Below are 19,180 nucleotides of genomic sequence, written 5' to 3'. Positions count from 1 at the left end.
AGCCGTGGCCATAAAGTTGAATAATTGCGTCATGCCAATCCCGCCTTCCGCCAGTACCGGCGCCAGCACCGGCGCCAGCACCGGCCCACACGAACCGGATCCCCCCGCGCCCGTCGGGCAAGGGGGTAAACCCGAGCTGAACGTCGGCTTCGTCCTGCTGCACCAGTTCACGCTCGCGGCCTTCTCCGGACTGATCGACGTGCTGCGCCTGGCCGCCGACCACGGCGGGCGCAGCCGCCAGATCCACACCAGCTGGCGCGTGATGAGCATGGACGGCCTGCCGCGCACCTCGAGCGCCGGCGTGACCGTGCAGGTCAACGGCGCCCTCAGCGCCGACCCCGGCGAGTTCGACTACGTGGCGGTATGCGGCGGCAACGACTACCCCAACACCTACATGCCGCCCGCGCTGCGCGACTGGCTGCGGCTGGCGGCGGCCAGCCGGGTGCGCATGCTGGGCATCTGTACCGGGACATTCGCGCTGGCGCAGGCCGACCTGATCGGATCGCGCTCGGTCTGCGTGCACTGGAACGTGCTCGACGCCTTTCGCGATCGCTATCCGCGCACGCGCGCCGTGGTGGACCATCTCTTCGTCGATGAGGGCGACCTGATCACCTGCGCCGGCTCGACCGCCGCGATCGATCTCGGGCTGTACCTCGTATCCCGCCATTGCGGCAGGGAGAAGACCCAGCAGGCGGTGCGCCACATGATGCTGCAGGGCATGCGGCCGGCCAAGCTGCCGCAGGCGCATTTCTATGCCGACCTGGCGCACATCAAGGACATCCGCGTACGCCAGGCCGCCCACTATATCGAGCAGCGCATCGACAACCCGCCTTCGCTGGATGCCATCGCCCGCTACGTGGGCGTGGGGCGGCGGCAGCTCGAACGCGCCTTCCACGAGGCCATCGGCGTCTCGCCGATGGCGTTCCAGCGCACGCTGCGGCTGGAGTATGGCAGCTGGCTGCTGCGCAACAACCCGGCCAGCATCACGCAGATCGCACTGGATTGCGGCTTCGCCGACGGCGCGCATTTCTCGCGCGACTTCCGCGCGCGGTTTGGCGTCTCGCCGCGCCAGTTCCTGCAGCAGGGGCAGGACGGCGCAGCGCCGGCGCCGGCGCTCGCCGAGCCCGGCATATGAAACGTTTCAGGCGAGTGCCGCACTGTCGCGGGCAGGACACCGGCCGCGCGATTCGCGTGCGCATGGCGGCGCCCTTCGTGTGCGCGCCGGGCAGGGGCAAGATCCTCCGCGGGCGGGCGTGTTTCGGCCAGGGCGCGAAGCCGCGTTCGCCGGGCCTGGCGACGGCCTGAGATTCCCGCGGCCCCTCGCCGCTGGCGGGCGAGGGGCAGCCAGCATCAGCGATGCGGGCGTTGCGGGCAGGCCGGGCGCGCGCGCCGCAATGGCTTTCAGAACAGCTTGGTAAACACCCAGAACAAAGACCCCGACAGCAAGATCGCCGCCGGCAGCGTCAGCACCCAGGCCATCGCCAGGTTGCGGATGGTGGACATCTGCAAACCCGAGCGGTTTGCCGCCATGGTGCCGGCCACGCCTGACGAAAGCACGTGAGTGGTGGACACCGGCAGGCCGAAGGCGTCGGCCGCGCCGATGGTGGCCATGGCCACGAGTTCGGCGCAAGCCCCCTGCGCATAGGTCAGGTGGGTCTTGCCGATCTTCTCGCCCACGGTGACCACGATGCGCTTCCACCCGACCATGGTGCCGAGGCCGAGCGCGATGGCCACGGCCACCTTGACCCACAGCGGGATGAACTTGGTGGCGGTGTCGATTTCCCGCTTGAAGGCGCCCAGGTTTTCCCTGGTGGCGGCATCGAACCTCACCGTGCTTTCCTTCTCCAGCAGACGGATGGCTTCGGACGCGAGGTACATTTCGTTGCGGACGTTGGCCACCGAGGTCGCCGGCACGCCAGCCAGGCTGTCGTGCGCGCGCACCTGGTCGCCGATCTTGCCGGCGATGCTGGCGAGGGCGGGCACCACGTCGGCGTTGAATGCGCGCGTACGCAGGTAGTCCGACAGCACGCCATGCGGATCGGCGGGTGCCGCCACCGGTGCCGGCAAGCTGCGTTGCAGGGCGTCGCTGGTGACCTGCGCCACTGCCGCGAAACGGGTGGTCTCGTCCACGGGCATGGCGCGGTTCAGGGCATAGGAGATCGGCACGGTGCCGACCAGGATCAGCATGATCAGGCCCATGCCCTTCTGTCCATCGTTGGAGCCGTGCGCGAACGACACGCCGGTGCAGGTGAGCACCAGCAAGCCACGGATCCACCAGGGCGGAGCCTTGTTGCCCTGGGGCTCGGCGTACAACTCAGGGCGCCTGACCAGCGCGCGCAGCAGCAGCAACAGCAGTGCCGCGCAGCCGAAGCCGACCAGCGGCGAGAGCAGCAACGAATAGCCTACCTTGATGGCCTGCGGCCAGTCCACGCCGCTGGTGCCGTCCCGCCCGTGCATCAGCGCATTGGCCACGCCCACGCCGATGATGGAGCCGATCAGCGTATGGGACGACGAAGCCGGCAGGCCGAGCCACCATGTGCCGAGGTTCCAGATGATGGCGGCGATCAGTAACGCGAACACCATCGCGAAACCGGCCGAGGAACCCACCTGCAATATCAGTTCCACCGGCAGCAGCGAGATGATGCCGAACGCCACCGCGCCGCTCGACACCAGCACGCCGAGGAAATTGAACAAGCCGGACCACACCACCGCGAAGTGCGGCGGCAGGGAGTTGGTGTAGATCACGGTGGCCACGGCGTTGGCCGTGTCGTGGAAGCCGTTGACGAACTCGAAGCCCAGGGCGATCAGCAAGGCCACGCCGAGCAGCAGGATAGGCAGCCAGGTCGACGGCATGGACTGCGCCGAGGACACATCGTGCACCAGGCTCACGCCCGTGTAGGCGATGCCTCCCGCCAGCAGCAACAGGAAAGCCAGGCCGGCGAGCTTGCCGGGGCGGTGGTCCAGGTTGGGGCGCAGGCGCCGGGCGCCGGCATCGGGCGTCGCTTCGATGTTGTTCATGTTCCGCTCCCTCAAGGACGAAGCGCCATCGTCCTGCCGGAACATGACATTTCCGTGACACGAGTCACGCACGAATCACAAAGCCACCGGACAATTTCGCGCCACGCCGGGCACGCGGATGCCAGCGCGGGCGCCTAGGATTCCAGCGCCAGGCGCAGACGCTCCAGCGCGTGATCCCATTGGCGCGCGATCAGTTCGAGCGAGCGGCGCGCGGCTTCGATCTGTGCCGGATCGAAGGCCCACTGGCGCTCGCGCCCGACCTTGATGTCGTGGACCAGGCCCACCTGCGCCAGCGCGTGCAGGTGCTTGGTGATGGCCTGCCGCGAGATGTCGCTGCCGGCGGTCAGCTGGGCGATGGACATGGCGCCGCCGGCACACRGCGCGGCCACTAGGCGCAGGCGGGTTTCGTCGCCGAGCGCGGCGAAGACCGACGCGGACTTGCGCAAGTCCGCGCCCACCGCGCCCACCGCGCTGACGTCACTGCGCGGCAACATGCTTTTCGATATTGCGCATCTGTCCCTCCCAGCCGTTGCTGTTCATACGGAACGCTTCCAGGCGGCGCCCCGGCGGCACGTTATCGAAGCCCGATTCCACCACGCGCAGCAGCGTGCCACCTGGCACGGGCTCCAGTTCGAAGACGACCAGCGTGGTCGGCTCCGCCGAGTAATCGCGCCCCGCTTCCACCGCGGCCGGATGCCAGCGCCAGGCAAACAGGCGCTCAGGCTCCATGCGCTCGATCCAGGCTTCGAACACCACATGCTCGAAGCCCGGGTAAGTGATCTGGCCCCGCACCGGCTGCCCGACGACAAAGGACTTGCCGCGCAGGTCCACGCAGAACCACTTGCCGAATTCCTCGGCATCGGACAAGGCTTGCCAGACGCGCGCGGGCGACGCCTTGAGCAGGATCTGACGTTCAATGCGATCAGTGGATGAGTCCATCATGCAATCTCCGATTGGGCCGGCCCGGGCGCCAGGYGGACATCCGCCGTATCCGCGAATGGTTGCGGATAACCGCCCTCATGCAACCCAGTGGTTGCATATTAGGTGACGCCCACGCAAAGCGCAATCGAACGGCTGCATTTCTCGCAGCGTGGACTTACATCGGCTCGAGCACCGACAGGATATTGCCGGCCGGGTCCTTGAACCAGGCGATGACCGGGCCGCCCTCGCCACGCGAGATGCCGCGCGCGTCGGTCTTGACGCCGGGCAGGTCGTAGCTCTCGAACCGCACGCCGCGCTGGGCGAGCTTGTCCACTGCGCGCTCCACGCTCTCCACGGGGAAGTTGAGCACGGTGAAGGTCGCCGCCACATGGCCGGGCTTCGGGTAGAGCAGCACGGAGTTGCCACCCGCCAGGTTCAAGGTCAGCAGGCCGCCGGATTGGGACACCTCGAGTCCGAGCACGCCACCGTAGAAATCCACGGCCTTGGCAATGTCGTCGACGGAATACCCGCTGAATGCATGGCTGTCTCGCAGCATGGTCCGCTCCTTGGAGAACACCCTTGGCCCAGTATTGTTCAATGCGGCAGCGGACTCAAGGCGCGCCGGTGGCGCGAAGGCGGCGATAGAATGCGGCTTCTCAACGAAGGGACGCGAGGAGCGCGACGATGTCATCTGCCCTGCTGGTAATCGACGTTCAGGAAGGCCTGTTCGGGCCTGCGCCGCAGCCGGCGTCGGCCGACGCTGTCATCGGCAATATCAACGCGCTGATCGCGCGTGCGCGCGGCAAGGACGTCCCGGTCATATTCATCCAGCACGAAACCCGCGAGGACGAGCTGCGCTTCGATACGCCGGGGTGGCAGCTTGTGGCGGCGCTCGATGCGCGGGCTCACGATCATTTCATCCGCAAGACCACGCCGGATTCCTTCCTTCGCACCGAACTGGGCGCCTTGCTGTCCACGCTGGCGGTTTCGCACGTGGTGCTGTGCGGCTATGCCACGGAGTTCTGCGTCGACACCACGGCGCGACGCGCCGCGGCGCTGGGTCTCGATGTCACGCTGGCGGCGGACGCGCACACGACCCACGACAAGCCGCATGCGAGCGCGGAGATGATCCGCGTGCACCACAACGCCACGCTACCGTCGATTTCCAGCTTCGGCAGCAAGATCGCCGCGCACGCGGCGGCGCAAGTGGATCTTCGCGCCTGAGCGGCGGCGCGCCGCCGCTCAGGGTTTTGCCAGCAACCGGATCAGCGCGTCGATCTCGCCCGCGCAGGCCTTGGCGGCGAGCGTCTCGGCGGCCCGGTAGAGGCGGACCACGTCCTCTCCCACGGGAGTCAGCACCGTGCCGCCGCCCTGCGAGCCGCCGTGCTCGGAATCCACGGCGGGCTGCGCCAGCGCGCGGTTGATCTCGTTGAGCAGGTCCCAGGCCCGCTTGTAGGACATGTCCAGGCGCCTGGCGGCGGCGGAGATGGAGCCGCATTCGCGGATCGCCTCGAGCAAGGCGATCTTGCCGGGGCCGATGGCGATGGTGTCGCCCAGCATGATGCGCATGCGCAGGAGTGCCTGCGGTTTGTCCGGGCTGACGGATGTGCGGGAGCGGGCAAGTTTGACCATGGCGGCATGGTAACTCGCCCGGGCCTTGCGGCGAAACAGGCGCGTGGCGCGAGTCCATCCGCTCGCGCCCCCCGGACTGCCTTCGCCGCAACCAGCCGGACCTGATCGCCTATGAGATGGATGGCGCGCCGCTGGGCGCCAGCGGCTTTGCCCGACTGGTGGTGCCTAATGCCTAATGACGGCAAGGCCGGCCGCTACGTCTCCAGGCTGACCAGCCTGGAGGTGTTCGCGGCGCCGCCCGCCCGCTGACGCTGCGCGCCGGCGGTCTCAGGCGCGCGTGGCCAGCAGCACGCTGGAAGCCTTGAAGATGGCGACGGCTGCGCCGCCCTGCTTCAGGCCGAGGCTGGTGACGCTGTCGTTGGTGATGATGGCCACGATCTCGCCGCCCTGCGGCAGGCCGATGGCAACCTCGGAATTGACGGCGCCGGTCTTGATGCCCGACACCGTGCCCGCGAGCTGGTTGCGGGCGGACAGCAGCATGCCCGGATCGGCCACGCCGACGATCACGGACGAAGCCTTGATCAGGGCGATGGCCTCCTTGCCGACGGCCAGGCCCAGCCGCTTGGTGCTCGCCCCGGTGATGGTGGCGACGATGCGTACCCCGCCGGCGACCTCCAGTTCGATTTCGTCGTTGACCGCACCATTGTGAATGGCGCTGACCTTGCCGCTCAGCTGGTTTCTTGCGCTGGTGTTCATATTCACCTCTCTCTTCGCATTGTTATGACGGCCGCGCCGGGGCGCTGGCGGGGAGCGCGCACTCCACCTTGCCGATCATACCGCCTTTGCAAACGCGATCTGCCGCCACGCAATGCTCGTTATATTCAATGGTATATTTCGCCGATACGGCAGTGTTTCCGCGCCTGGCTGGCGGCGCGGCACCCGGCCTTTCTTCTTCCACGCGAGGTTCCGCATGCACGCTCCCCCGTTTCGCCTGGCCCGCGCCAATGGCATCGAGGCGGCGCTCGGCAACAAGCCAGCCGCCGCCTGCTGCACGCCGTCGGCGCCGCACGCGGCTGGCGGAACTGGACTCGCACCTGCACTGCTCGATCATCGGCACCTGCATGACCACCGGCGAGCTGCGCAAGCTGGTGCCGCGCTTTGCCGCGCTGGAGCGCCAGCGCACGACCGACCTGGAGATCCATCACGAGGCGGTCAAGCTCGCCGGCGCCGGCGGCGAGGGCTGCAAGGCCCTGCAAAAGGCACTGGACGAGCGCTATGCGCTGGCGCTGCGCCGCTTCAGCGCCGCCAGGGGTGCCCAGGCCGTGCTGGGACTCTGGCAGGATGCGGTGGCCAGCGGCGATATTCCGCCGGCCTACTGGGCCGTGATGACCCATCCGGAGGCCAGCGTCGCGGTGCGCCAGGCCGCCTTCGGCGAGGTGCATATGCTGTCGCACCTGGTGGGCGCCGCCAACCGCGCCGATATCCGGCGGCTGATGGCGCTGGAAGCGGAGAACGGGGCGCTGCGCGACAAGCTCGAGCGCCAGCAGGAACGCCTGCAGGAGATGAGCGCACGGCACGATGCGGCAACGCGCCAGACCGCCGAGCTTGGCGACAGGCTCACCCAGCTGGCCGCGCGCGAGCCGGCGCATGCCGAACTCCACGCGCTGCGTGAAACGCTGGCCGCGCGCGCAGACGATGCCGCGCTGCAGGCCAGCCGCCGCGAAGCCGCGGAGCAACGCGTGCTGCAAGAGCAGGACGCGGCGCGGGAGCTGCGCGCGCAGCTCGAAGACGCGCTGGCCCAGCTCAAGATCAGCCGCGCCGAGGCGCTGGCCATGGAACATGCCGTGCTGTCGGCCGATGGCAACGGCGAGCAGGCGCAGGATCGCCATCCGGGACTGCGCCTGCTGCAAGGCAAGCGCATCGTCTACGTGGGCGGGCGCCCCGGCTCCAACAACACACTGAAATCGCTGGTGGAATCGACCGGCGGCCAGCTGGTGCTGCACGACGGCGGCATCGAAGACCGCAAGGGCCTGCTGGCCGCGACGGTAGCGCGCGCCGACATGGTGGTGTTCCCGGTCGACTGTATCGACCACGATTCCATGAGCACGATCAAGCGTGTCTGCGACCGCCATCAGGTCGCCTACTATCCCCTGCGCACCGCCAGCGTCGCCAGCTTCGTGGAACTGGCGAGCCGCGTGGCAATGCCGCCATCCGGCCTTCCGGATGCGGCCGCCACCGCGCGCATGCCGTCGCCGGTGCCAGAGCGGGCAGCGTAGCCGCGGCCGCCTGCCGGCGGCACCGCCTTCCTGCGTTCCTAAGCCTTGCGCTTCCTGCCTTGCGCGGCAGATCCCATGTCGAGTTCCACCCAGGCCGGCGCATGGTCGCTTGCCTGCGGCTCGCCGCGCACCCAGCGGTCTACGCCCGCCGCGCGCAAGCGCGGCGCGAGGCCGGCACTGAGCAAGAGATGATCGATGCGCAGTCCCGAGTCGGTCTGCCAGTGCTGGCGAAAGTAATCCCAGAACGTATAGACCCGCGTCTCGCCGAAGTACGCGCGCAGGGCGTCGGTCCAGCCTTGCTCCAGCAGGCGCTGGTAGCAGGCGCGGGTCTGCGGCTGCAGCAAGGCATCCTTGCGCCATGAGCGCGGATTGTAGATGTCCGCGTCGGTCGGCACCACGTTGAAGTCGCCGGCGATGACCACCGGCAGGCCGCTCTCATGGAGGCTGGCCGCATGGGTGATCAGGCGCTCGAACCAGGCGAGCTTGTAGTCGAACTTCGGTCCAGGCTGCGGGTTGCCGTTGGGCAGGTACAGACAGGCCACCAGTACGCCCTGCACCGCGGCTTCCAGGTAGCGGCTGTGGGCGTCGTCAGCATCGCCGGGCAAGCCGCGCCGGCATTCGACGGGATCTACGCCCCTGGCAAGGATCGCTACGCCGTTCCACGATTTCTGGCCATGCCAGACCGCGCCGTACCCCGCCGCATGGATCTCGCCGACCGGGAATGCCGCGTCGTCCGCCTTCAGCTCCTGCAGGCAGGCCACGTCCGGCGCCTCGCGCGCCAGCCACGCCAGCAAGGCGGGGAGCCGGGCGCGGATGCCATTGATGTTGAAGGTGGCGATCGTGAGCCGGGCCATCGGATGAACCTCCGCACAGGCTGTGCAAGGGCGCGCTGCGCCATGCTTTCTTCGTGCCTGGCGGCCTCAGAAAATTCCTACGCGCGTTCGATCTGTTTGGGAAATTTCCCCACTTACATTGGGAAATTTCCCAAAATCATGCGGGAAAAGGCGGGATAAAGTCCAGCCTGTTATCAGCAAGTTCCACCCAGAATCGTTCGCGCTTTTTGTTGGCGCCTCCCCGCATGACAACCCACCCACGCCTGACCGCGCCAGGCCGCCGCAAGGCACGGCGCGGGTCTCCGGCATGCCCGTCCGCCCAGGCCCGGCCGGATGGGCAAGCCAGCCTCGCATGATCAACCGGGGGCGCGCCAGGGACCGCCCCGGAATTTCGCCAGCACCTTGTACCGTCCCGGCCACGTCATTGCCGCCGGCTGTGACGCGATTGCCCGGATGCGCCGTCGACACGAGCACATAACCGCACCTGAAACAACACAATGCGAATAGATCGACGCTTCCGGCTGCTTGCCGCCTTTATCTTCGCCACCACGGTAGGGCTCGCGGGTTACCTGCTGCTGCTGGGATGGCAGAGCTATAACGCCGCGCAAGAGACCGAACCGGTGCTGAACCTGTTCAACTCGGTGCTGGTCGCGGCAGAAAAGGCTTCTGCGGAGCGCGGGCCTTCGAACGCCGTGATGGGCAGCGATTCGCCCGTGCCGGCCAGCAAGCAGGAAGCGCTCACCCGTGCACGCGCGGAGACCGACCGCGCGCTGGGCGCCGCGGTCTCGCATCTCGACGCCATGCCGTGCGCGCACTGCCCGGCCAGCGCCAAGCTCCTGAGGGAGATCCACGCGCAACTGCGCGACGCGCGCGCGGGTGTCGACCGGATTGCGCAGACGCCGCGCCCGGGACGCACCACCGACGGACTGTGCACCGTGCTGGGCACCATGTTCACCGCCACCGCCGACATCATGCGGATTTCCGACGAAGTCATGTTCGACCTGATCCGCGCGGAGCCGCTGACCGCCGAGCACGCAGGCATTGCGCGCCTGTCCGCCGAGCTGCGCGAGCAGGCCGGACGCGCCGGCTCCGTGTTCACTCCGGCACTCACCGCGCACCGGGCGCTGTCCGCGGAGGAGCGGCGCGAACTGTGGACCGAGACTGGCAGGATTCGCGCGCTGGGCGAGCTGATCACGATGCGCGCCCGCGACGACAAGGCCACGCGCCGCCCCTCCGTGATGGCCATCCACGAAATGGCATCGAGCTACTTCACCGACGGCGTTGCCTATCTCAACGAGGTCGCCGCGCTGCCGCCGCACGACCTGCGCTACCCGTCGACCGCGGCCTTTGCCGAGCGCTACGTCCCGACCATGGCCGCCATCATCCGCGTGCGCGATGCGGAGATCGCCTCCGCCATGCATATCGTGCGCCAGCAGGAAGCCGCCGCCGGCGCCAAGCTGCGCCTGCTGTGCGGCATCATCGGCATGGCGCTGCTGGCGCTCGGCGTCATCATCGTCATGTTCGCGCGCCGCATCATCCGCCCGCTGTCCGGGGCCACGGAGGCCATACGAAGCATCGCCGGGGGCGACTACAACCTCACGCTGCCGTCGGCGCGGCGCGGCACCCAGATCGGCGCCCTGCTGCATTCCGTGCAGGTGCTGCGGCGCGCGGCGATCGCCAGGGAGGAACTGGAGGCCGACCGCAACCTGCTGATCAGGCAGTTGCAGGACGCCGCCGCGCAGGAGCGCGCCCAGGCCGAGGCCCTGATGCAGGCCAGGGATGCCGCGGAGGCGGCGCTACACGCCAAGGACAGTTTCCTGGCCATGATGAGCCATGAGATCCGCACGCCGATGCACGGCATGCTGGGCCTGCTGGAGATGCTGATCGATACCGGGCTGGACGACCACCAGCGGCATCTGGCCCAGGTGGCCAACAGCTCCGGCGAGGCCCTGCTGCAGATCCTCAACGACATCCTCGACTATGCCAAGATCGGCGCCGGCAAGATGAAGATCGTCGAGACCGGGACCGATCTGCGCGAGCTGATCGAGGGCGCGGTATTCCTGCTGTCCGGCAACGCCTGCGAGAAGGGCCTGCGGATGAACATCTGCATCGATTCCGGCATCGCGGCACGCTATCTCGCCGATGCCGTGCGCATCCGCCAGATCCTGCTCAACCTGATCTCCAACGCCATCAAGTTCACGGTGCAAGGCAGCATCAGCGTGAGCGCCGCGCAGGTGGAAAGCGCGCACGGGCACGAGATGATCGAGATCACCGTGAGCGACACCGGCATCGGCATCCCGGCCGGGGCGCTGCACATGCTGTTCGAGCCGTTCGAGCAGGTCGACGGCCACTCGACCCGGCGCTTCAGCGGCACCGGGCTCGGGCTGACGATCTGCCGGCAACTGGCCGAACTCATGGGCGGCCAGCTCGAGATCAGCAGCACCGAAGGCAACGGCACCTCGGTGACGCTGCGGCTGACGATGCAGGTGGATTGCGACAACTACGAGTTCCCGCAACTGGCCAACAGGAAGATTGCGATTGCCGTGGACGAGCCCGCCGCGGTGATGGCGCTCAAGCACTACGCCCGCGCCGCCGGCATGCGCCCCTTCGTGGTGGGCGCCCAGGACGAATACCATGCGCCGCTGCGCATCGTGGGGGCGGCCGGAGCGCATCATCCCGGCGATATCCTGCTGGTGCGCAAGGGCGGCCGGCCGGCCGGCACGGGTAGCGGCAGCCCGGTCGTGCTGCACGACAATCCCATCGCCTGGAGCGCCTTCATCGGCGCCTGCCAGGAGGCGCTGCCGAGCGGCCACGGCGGCAATCCCGGCGCGGAGGTCGCACCGTCCGGCGAGCCGGCGCCGGCGGACAGGAAGGCGGCGCGCATCGTGGTGGCGGAGGATCACCGCGTCAACCAGCTGCTGCTCAAGACCCAGCTGCGGCAGCTCGGCTACGACAACGTGGTGATCTGCGACAACGGCGAAGGCGCCTGGAAGGCGCTGCACGCGGCGCCGACGGACCTGCTGATCACCGACCTCTACATGCCGGGCATGGATGGCTTTGCCCTGGCCAGGCAGTTGCGCGCGAGCAAGGATGGCAGGCACACCCCGATCATCGCGGTGTCGGCATCGACGCTCGCCGAAGAGGAGCATCGCAGCCGCGCCGCGGGCATCGACGTCTTCCTGGGCAAGCCCGCGTCGATGCAGGAGCTCAAGCAGGCACTGCGGCAGGTCCTGGCGCAGCGCTGAGGCCCGCGCCTCCGTGCGGCCGGCCTACTCCTGCTGCGTCGCGGTGCCGGACAGGCTTGCCGGCCGGATCCAGCGTTCCAGGCACGCCTGCAATATGTGCAGCTGCGCGGGCTTGAACAGGCATTCGTCCATGCCGGCGTCCAGGCAACGCTGCATTTCCGCGGCTTCGGTGCTTGCGGTGATGGCGACGATCGGCAGATGGGGCCGCCCCTTGCCGGCTTCGCCCGCTCTCGCGGCCTCCCGCGCACGCACTTGCGCAGCCAGTTCGTAGCCGTTCATCACCGGCATGTGGCAATCCGTGATCAGCAGGGCGTAGTCCGTCTCGCCCAGCGCCGCCAGCGCCTGGCCGCCATCGACGACAGCGTCGCTGGCATAGCCGAGCACCTTGAGCTGGCGCTGCAGCAGGATGCGGTTGGTGGGATGATCCTCGGCGACCAGGATCAGCCGTCCTTGGGCAAGCGCCGCCTCGCGCGAGAGCGCCGGCACGCCGGCCGGCCCTGTGGTGGCGCGCTCGGCGCCGCGCGCGGCGCTCCCGCCCGGCGCGGCCAGCGAGGCCGCCTTGAGGCCCCGCCAGGTCAGCGGATTGACGCTCAGGCGCACATCGCCTCGCGTCAGGCGGTAGCCGGCCAGCTTGGGCTTGTCGGTGATGTGGATCACCGCGGGCGCGGCGGCGCCAGCCTGTACGGGTAGCGGCGCGCCGTCGTCGAGGAAGAGCAGGTCAAAACCCGCGCGCGCTTGCCTGCCCGTCGGTTGCGCGCCGCTAACCGGGTCGCTATCCGGGCCGCTATCCGGGTCGCTATCCGGGCCGCTATCAGCGCTGTTATCCGCACCGTTATCCGCATCCGCGCCGGCCGCCCGCAGCAGATGCGCCAGGGCATGCGCGACCCCGGCATCGCTCACCCGGATCGCGGCGCGGCGCCCGGCCAGCGGGCGGTCCGCATAGGCCTTTTCCCTGACCGGCAGCGTCAGCCGGACTTCCACCTGCGTGCCGACGCCCGGCTCGCTCTCCAGCGTGATCTCGCCGTGCATCAGCACCAGCAGCCTGCGGCAGATCGACAGCCCCAGGCCGGTGCCGCCGAAACGCCGCGTGGTGGAGGAGTCCGCCTGCATGAAGGGCTCGAACAGCCGCGCCCGCTGGTCCGGCGCGATGCCGACGCCGGTGTCGCTGATGCGGCAGACGATGGTCTGCGCGCCATTGCGCTCGCCGGCTACCTCGACGGCGAAACTGACCGTGCCGCGCTCGGTGAACTTGATCGCATTGCTGAGCAGGTTGAAGAATATCTGGCGCAGGCGCACGCTGTCGCCGAGCACCACGGCGGCCACATCCTCGCTAACATCGAGCCGCATCAGCAGGCCCTTGTCGTGCGCGCGCGTGGCAAGCAGTCCCAGCGCATTGTCGCAAAGCTCGCGCAGGTCCAGCGGCAGCCACTCGATGTCGATGCGGCCGGCTTCGATCTTGGAGTAGTCGAGGATATCGTCCAGGATCTGCAGCAAGGCCCCGGCCGAGTCCTCGATCATGCCGACGGTGGACGCCTGTTCACGGCTCAGCTCGGTATGGCCGAGCAGTTCGACCAGCCCCAGCACCCCGCTCATGGGCGTGCGGATCTCGTGGCTCATCATGGCCAGGAAGTTGTCCTTGGCGCGGGAAGCCGCCTCGGCGGTGTCGCGCGCGCTGCCCAGCGCGGCGGCGCGCGCGTGTTCTTCGGTGGTGTCGGTCCAGTAGCCGTTCCACAACGTGCTGCCGTCGTCCTCGCGGCGTGGCACCGCGTGCAGCCGCGCCCACTGCAAGCCGCCCCTGCCAAGCAGGCGCACCTCGTGATTGACCGGCTGCAGGATCTCGCCCGCGCGGGTGACCGCTTCGCGCAGGGGCCCGGCGTGCTCCGGATGGATGCAGGCCCGCACGCGCGCGGTGTCGGCAACGATTTCCTCGGCATCGAGCCCGAACAGCTCCTGCGTATTGCCGCTGACCCACACGAAGGCAAAGTCCTCGCCCTGTGCCTGGCGCATCTGGAACACCGTGGCCGGCAGGTGCCGCGTGACGTCGATCAGCCGCGCTTCGGCCTTGCGCGCCTTGAGCTCGGCCAGGCGGATCTCCGAAACCTCCACCGCCGAGCAGATGATGCCGCCGGCATCCGCCTCGTTCGGGGCGAATGGCTGCAGCCAGCAAATAAAGTGCCGCGCGTGCCCGGCCGTGCCCTGGAAATCGAGCGCGATATGGCGCATCTCCCCGGCCAGCAATGCTTCGCGGATCGCGCGGTCCAGCGTCGCGCTGATCTCGGCGCCCCACACCTCGGCCTCGTTCTGCAGGCGGCCGACCAGATCCTCCTGCTTCACGTCCAGCAAGGACGCAAACGCCGCATTGACCGCCAGGTAGCGGCCCTGCTTGTCCATCACCGCAAGGGGCACGGGCACGGCATCGATCAGCGTCGACTGGAAGCGCTGCTGCACGGAGACCTTGCGCTCGACTTCGCGCCGGCCCGCCACCTCCCTGCGCAACAGGTACTGCGAGCGCAGGAGGATGGCGACAACGCACAGCAGCGCCGCGAACGGCAGCCCGGCACGCTCCAGTATCTGCCGCCACGATGGCTCGAGCACGTAGCTGGCCGCCATGTAGCGCTGCTGGATATCGAGCCGGCGCTGGTCCGGCAGCGCCGAGAGGGCCCGGTTGACCAGCGGCAGCAGGCGTGCCGACAGCGCCGGCGACACGGCGAAGCCGATATCCAGCAGACGCTCCCCGGAGCCGATGACGCGCAACTTGCCGGCGAAACTGCGCTGCAGCTCGACATCGGCCGAGGCCAGGTCGTCGACATAGACATCGGCATTGCCGCTCGCCACGCTGTCCAGGGCCGCATGGACGCTCGCGGCCGTCGACAGGCGCGCGCCGGGGACTTCCGTGCGGACCATGTCGCCCACGCCGCCCGCGGCGGTGACGACAACGCGCAGCCCTTCGATGTCCTTGAGATGCCCGATCGCCGGCGCCGACTGCCGGCCCACGATCACCACGGGAAATGCCGCATACGGACGCGAAACCGGCAGAGCGCGCAAGCCGGAATCGTGCGGGGCGGCCACGGCCATCAGGTCCAGGCCACCGCTGTGCATGGCCTCCACGGTCTTGCCGAAGCTCGCCGAAGGCACACGCTGGAAGCGCAGGCCAAGCGCCTCGCCCAGGTAGCCCAGGTAGTCGAGCGCAATCCCGCTTGGACGGCCGCTTTCATCGAGATAACTGTACGGCGCCAGCCCGACGTCGAAGCCTACCCGCAGGGGCGGCAGCGCGCTCAGGAAGGCGCGTTCCTCGGGCGCCAGGAAAAACTGTTCCGCGGGCTCCTGCTGCACCAGCCGCGCATTGATCCATCTGGCCAGCAGCGCCAGGCGGCGCTCGCTGCTTATCCGCGCCAGCCCAGCATTCACCTGGGCCCGGAAGGCGGTGGATGCGGGCGGGAATGCGAAATACACCTCGCTGCCGGGCTCGCGGTAGGTATTGACCACCGAGAGCGTGTCGAACTCGCGCCTGGCAAGCGTGTATTCCGCCACCGGCTGCAATGCCGAATAGAAATCCGCCCTGCCCGTTGCGACGGCGCGCAGGCCGTCCGTGACGTCGCCCGCCGGCACCAGCGTGGCGCGGGGATACCTGGCACGCACCACGCCTTCCATATAGAAGCCCGGTTCGACGGCGAAGCGGGCGCCCGTGGAGCCGGGCGACAGCGTCCCGGCCACCTGATCCGCGCGGCGCCCCACCACGACCGTGTCGCCGTTGAAGTAGGGCTCGGAATAGATCAGGCAATTCTTGCGCGCATCCGTCTTCGCCATGCTGATCAGGATGTCGATCTCGCCCTTGCAGGTGGCCGCGATCAAGGCAGGAATGTCGGGATACTCGCGCTCCGTGAAGCGCGTCGTCGCGCCGCCGAGCGCTTCGCGCAGCATGTCGATGCCGTATCCGCTAGGCTGCGGCCCCCGCGCGAACAGAAATGGCGGCAACCCCTGCTTCACGATGCCGATCCTGATGACGACCGGTGCGGACGCCGCCGCCACAGGTGACGCCTGCCCCGCCCCGGCAGGCAGCGCGCCGGCGCAAAAGAGCAGCAATGCGAGATGAACCAGCCACCCTTGCCAGGCCTCGCGCGAGGTCCAGGTTTTGCTCATGAGTCGGTTGTCCTATGTCGCTGCGATACGTTGCGTTCCGGCGCGGCCGCCCGCTGCCTGCGTTCGGTGCCGGCGCATTGTGCAACGCGCGCTGGCTGCCGGGCGCCCGGTGTTCGATGGCTGAGCATGATAGCGCCTCCACGGCCAGGCTGGCTGTCCTCTGCCGCACCGCGCGGCGTGTCGTCGTGCCGCTTGCGCAACGCCGGCGCGGGTGCCCCCCCCTCCCGCCAATTGATCTGGCGCAAAACGCGGGGGCGAAACCGAAGTATTCCGTCTTTCTTGGGGAATTTTCCCGGTTCCGGCAGGGGGCGTTGGGGCTATGTTGTATTTCCGCTCGCCAGGCGTCGTCACGCATCGATGCCACTTGCGCGCGGACAGACTCTGAGGTCGATCTATGAAAGTCGCATTACTGGATGCCAACCCGGCGAGTTCCCTGTCGGTCGCCGATCTCGTCACCGGCGCCGGGTTCCCTTGCCATCGTTACGCCGCGCGCGCCGGGCTGCTGCGCGACCTGCGCGAGCAGGTCTTCGACATGATCCTGATTGCCGGCGACCAGCCGGACGGACAAGGCGCCGAGGTAGTCAGGATGATCCGCTGCACGTTCGCATTCCAGACCCCCGTCATCGTGGTGTCCGCCAAGGCAAATCACCATGAAATCATGGAGGCGTTCGCCGCGGGCGCCGACGACCATTGCTCGACGTTGCGCCCGGCCGAACTGCTGGCGCGGATGGTGTCGCATTGCCGCCGTCACGACACTGCCCCGACCGCACGCCGGCGCCTGATCCACCTCGGCGCCTATGTGCTGAACGTCGACAGGTACTGCGCCAGCCTGCACGGCAGGGATATCCATCTTACGCCCAAGGAATTCAGCCTGGCCTGGCTGCTGTTCTCGTCGCCGTCGCAGGTACTGCCCCGCAACCATATCGAAATCATGGTGTGGGGCCGGGTGCTGCCCGCCATGTCGCGCGCGCTCGCCGCGCTGATTGCCCGCCTGCGGCGCGTGCTGGAGCTGCGGCCCGTCAATGGCATCACCATCGCGTCGATCCACGCGCTTGGCTATCGCCTGGACGTCCAGGAGACGCCGCGCGCCGACTGGCCCGCGGAGGCACGCACAGAACGGCTCCCGGCCGACGGGGTGCCGCTGCGGATGCACCTTCCGGCAATCGCCGCCGACGAGTGCGCGGTCCCCGCGGACCTCGGCATGTCCCGGTAGCGGGCGGGCGCTCGCCAGGTTTCACCCTGGGCGAGGGAAAGACCAGAATTTCTTAACCGAGGAAATCAGATATGAAGAAGACAATGGTTGCATCAGCTGCCCTGATCCTGGCGAGCGGCGCCTGGGCGCAAAGCGCCGTCACCCTGTACGGCGTGGCGGATGCCGGACTGGAATTCGTCAACAGGCAGCCCGGCAACGGCGACAAGGTCTATCGCATGCAGTCCGGTGGCGGGCTGACCGGCTCGCGCTGGGGCCTGCGCGGCGTCGAGGACCTCGGCGGCGGGCTGAAAGGCATCTTTGTGCTGGAAAGCGGATTTTCCATCGACGATGGCAAGACCGATGGGCGCCTGTTCGGCCGGCAGTCATACGTCGGGCTGGAAACGCCGGGAGGTACCGTGACGCTTGGCCGCCAACAGACGCCGATGTACGATTTCGCGCTGCGGTATGATCCGATGGCCACCGCGAGCAGCTACTCCATCTATGCAATGGACAATGATTTCGGCTCGCGCGCCGACAACGCCATCAAGTACCGCGGAAGCTTCGGCGGCCTGACCGCGTCCGGGCTCTACAGCTTCGGTCATGACGGTGTCAGCGGAACGAATGGAGAAGTCCCGGGACAATGGAAGGTCGGCCGCGAATATGCATTCGGCCTGAACTACGCCACGGGCGCATTCGCGGTCGGTGCTGTCTTCGACCAGAAGAACGGCGACACCATTGCCAGCCGCAACCGCCATGACCAGCGCGCCAGCATCGCCGGCAGCTACGCCTTCGGACCCGCCAAGGTCTTCGGCGGCTATCGCTGGCAACACCTGGGCTTCACGCCCGCCACGGGCAGCGGCATCGCTCACCTGGGCTGGGCCGGCATTAGCTATCAGCTGACGGCCGCGACCTCGTTCAGTGGCGCCCTGTACTACCAGGACTACCGGGGCACCAGCGCGGATCCGTGGCTGTTCTCGCTCGGCGCCAACTACGCCGTGTCCAAGCGCACCGAACTCTATATGAACATGGCCTATGCGCTGAACAAGACCGACAACGCGCGCGGTTTCATGTCGCAGACCAGCGTGAACGGCGATGGCCAGGTGTTGCCCGGCGAAAACCAGTTTGGCGCCAGCGTCGGCATGCGTCACCGCTTCTGACAATCCCTGCCCGGCCGGCACTTTCCGGCTTGTCGGGCTTGCCGCGGATGTCCCGGTGCAAGGTGCAAGCCTGCACCGGGGCATCCGCTTTTTATTCCCGGCCGGGCCCGCTATCGGGCCTCCAGGCAATTGTTCAGACGCTCCACGGTCGGCTCGAACAGCGCCAGCAGCGCGCTGACACCGTCGGCGTCGCGCGCGCGGGCCGCCGCTTCCAGGCGCGCGCAGAGCGCAACCACCGAACTGCACTCCAGGATCCTGGCCGCGCCCTTGAAACGGTGTGCCAGCGAGGCCGCCTCGTCCCAGTCGGCGGCAGCACAGGCATTGCGCAGGAGCACGAGATCCGCGCGGTTGGTATCGACCAGGCTGGCAACCAGTTCCGCGATCATGTCGGGATCGCCATCGGACAGTGTTTCGATGGCCGGCCAGAATGCCGCTTCCTCCTGCGCGCTGATCGGCAGGACGCCATGCCGAGCAAGCTCCCGCGCCAGGTCATGCTCGCGTACCGGCTCCGTCAGCATGCCACCGAAGCGCGTGTCCACGGAAGCCGCGGTAGCGGATGAAACCGCGAGCCACAGCGTCGGCCCGGCGCCGTCGGAATCCGGCACCACCCTGGCCGGCAGTGCGCCGTCTGCCGGAAGCCGCACAAGCACCAGGCGCCAGCCTCGCCCCGGCGCCCCGGGCGATTCCACCGCATGTGCCGTCGCCTCGAAGCCCAGGCCCTCCAGCAGCGCGGCGACGCCGCTGTCTTCGGCCCAGTCCGCGGTGTCACCGATGATCAATGCGCGATGCATGATTGTTGTCCTCCGGACGATTCACAATGAAGATT

At 68.2% G+C, this 19,180-nt stretch carries 15 protein-coding genes; 6 read left to right on the top strand and 9 right to left on the bottom strand.

Features of this window, described 5'->3' with window-relative positions; genetic code table 11:
- Window positions 1–31 precede the first annotated feature (31 nt).
- On the top strand, window positions 32–1,135 hold the full coding sequence (locus AB4Z48_RS01415) for a GlxA family transcriptional regulator (RefSeq protein ID WP_441612037.1): 1,104 nt from the start codon (window positions 32–34) through the stop codon (window positions 1,133–1,135).
- Window positions 1,136–1,401: 266 nt separating this feature from the next.
- Here the strand turns inward: AB4Z48_RS01415 and AB4Z48_RS01410 are convergent, their stop codons facing one another.
- The 4 genes from AB4Z48_RS01410 to AB4Z48_RS01395 all read right to left on the bottom strand — a co-directional run bounded on the left by AB4Z48_RS01410 (window position 1,402) and on the right by AB4Z48_RS01395 (window position 4,495).
- Complete coding sequence (locus AB4Z48_RS01410) at window positions 1,402–3,018, bottom strand: inorganic phosphate transporter (RefSeq protein WP_441612036.1); 1,617 nt, start codon at window positions 3,016–3,018, stop codon at window positions 1,402–1,404.
- Window positions 3,019–3,152: 134 nt separating this feature from the next.
- On the bottom strand, window positions 3,153–3,512 hold the full coding sequence (locus AB4Z48_RS01405; RefSeq protein ID WP_441612035.1) for an ArsR/SmtB family transcription factor: 360 nt from the start codon (window positions 3,510–3,512) through the stop codon (window positions 3,153–3,155).
- Window positions 3,496–3,957, bottom strand: a complete 462-nt coding sequence (locus tag AB4Z48_RS01400; RefSeq protein WP_441612273.1) for an SRPBCC family protein — start codon at window positions 3,955–3,957, stop codon at window positions 3,496–3,498. Before AB4Z48_RS01400 ends, AB4Z48_RS01405 begins: the two co-directional genes overlap by 17 nt.
- A gap of 157 nt (window positions 3,958–4,114) precedes the next feature.
- Window positions 4,115–4,495 carry a VOC family protein gene (locus AB4Z48_RS01395; RefSeq protein ID WP_441612034.1) on the bottom strand — a complete coding sequence of 127 codons (381 nt, stop codon included), beginning with the start codon at window positions 4,493–4,495 and terminating at the stop codon, window positions 4,115–4,117.
- Window positions 4,496–4,623: 128 nt separating this feature from the next.
- Between AB4Z48_RS01395 and AB4Z48_RS01390 the strand changes: the two genes are divergently transcribed.
- Entirely contained in the window at window positions 4,624–5,163 is a 540-nt protein-coding gene (locus AB4Z48_RS01390) for a cysteine hydrolase family protein (protein WP_441612033.1), read from the top strand.
- A gap of 18 nt (window positions 5,164–5,181) precedes the next feature.
- Here AB4Z48_RS01390 and AB4Z48_RS01385 read toward each other — a convergent pair whose 3' ends face one another.
- On the bottom strand, window positions 5,182–5,508 hold the full coding sequence (locus tag AB4Z48_RS01385; RefSeq protein ID WP_441612272.1) for a winged helix-turn-helix domain-containing protein: 327 nt from the start codon (window positions 5,506–5,508) through the stop codon (window positions 5,182–5,184).
- Window positions 5,509–5,838: 330 nt separating this feature from the next.
- Window positions 5,839–6,267: a TOBE domain-containing protein gene (locus AB4Z48_RS01380; protein WP_441612032.1), complete on the bottom strand. Its 429-nt coding sequence runs from the start codon at window positions 6,265–6,267 to the stop codon at window positions 5,839–5,841.
- Window positions 6,268–6,515: 248 nt separating this feature from the next.
- Between AB4Z48_RS01380 and AB4Z48_RS01375 the strand changes: the two genes are divergently transcribed.
- On the top strand, window positions 6,516–7,787 hold the full coding sequence (locus AB4Z48_RS01375) for a DUF2325 domain-containing protein (protein ID WP_441612031.1): 1,272 nt from the start codon (window positions 6,516–6,518) through the stop codon (window positions 7,785–7,787).
- Between the two features lie 38 nt (window positions 7,788–7,825).
- Here the strand turns inward: AB4Z48_RS01375 and xth are convergent, their stop codons facing one another.
- Entirely contained in the window at window positions 7,826–8,641 is an 816-nt protein-coding gene (gene xth, locus AB4Z48_RS01370) for an exodeoxyribonuclease III (RefSeq protein ID WP_441612030.1), read from the bottom strand.
- A 476-nt stretch (window positions 8,642–9,117) separates the two neighbouring features.
- Here xth and AB4Z48_RS01365 point away from each other — a divergent pair, with 476 nt between their 5' ends.
- A complete protein-coding gene (locus tag AB4Z48_RS01365) occupies window positions 9,118–11,865 on the top strand; it encodes an ATP-binding protein (protein WP_441612028.1) in 2,748 nt (915 codons plus the stop codon).
- A 24-nt stretch (window positions 11,866–11,889) separates the two neighbouring features.
- On the opposite strand, the gene AB4Z48_RS01360 is transcribed toward AB4Z48_RS01365, so the two are convergent.
- Window positions 11,890–16,005, bottom strand: a complete 4,116-nt coding sequence (locus AB4Z48_RS01360) for an ATP-binding protein (protein WP_441612027.1) — start codon at window positions 16,003–16,005, stop codon at window positions 11,890–11,892.
- A 394-nt stretch (window positions 16,006–16,399) separates the two neighbouring features.
- Between AB4Z48_RS01360 and AB4Z48_RS01355 the strand changes: the two genes are divergently transcribed.
- Both AB4Z48_RS01355 and AB4Z48_RS01350 read left to right on the top strand, forming a co-directional pair.
- On the top strand, window positions 16,400–17,218 hold the full coding sequence (locus AB4Z48_RS01355; RefSeq protein ID WP_441612026.1) for a response regulator transcription factor: 819 nt from the start codon (window positions 16,400–16,402) through the stop codon (window positions 17,216–17,218).
- 71 nt (window positions 17,219–17,289) lie between these two features.
- Window positions 17,290–18,354 carry a porin gene (locus AB4Z48_RS01350; RefSeq protein ID WP_441612025.1) on the top strand — a complete coding sequence of 355 codons (1,065 nt, stop codon included), beginning with the start codon at window positions 17,290–17,292 and terminating at the stop codon, window positions 18,352–18,354.
- A 110-nt stretch (window positions 18,355–18,464) separates the two neighbouring features.
- On the opposite strand, the gene AB4Z48_RS01345 is transcribed toward AB4Z48_RS01350, so the two are convergent.
- Complete coding sequence (locus AB4Z48_RS01345; RefSeq protein WP_441612024.1) at window positions 18,465–19,145, bottom strand: Hpt domain-containing protein; 681 nt, start codon at window positions 19,143–19,145, stop codon at window positions 18,465–18,467.
- Window positions 19,146–19,180: the final 35 nt, after the last annotated feature.

The organism is Cupriavidus sp. 2TAF22, from assembly GCF_052115045.1.
In the GTDB taxonomy this organism is placed as follows: domain Bacteria; phylum Pseudomonadota; class Gammaproteobacteria; order Burkholderiales; family Burkholderiaceae; genus Cupriavidus.
Note: the sequence above shows the minus strand (reverse complement) of the source record. Positions and strands in the feature narration are given on the sequence as shown.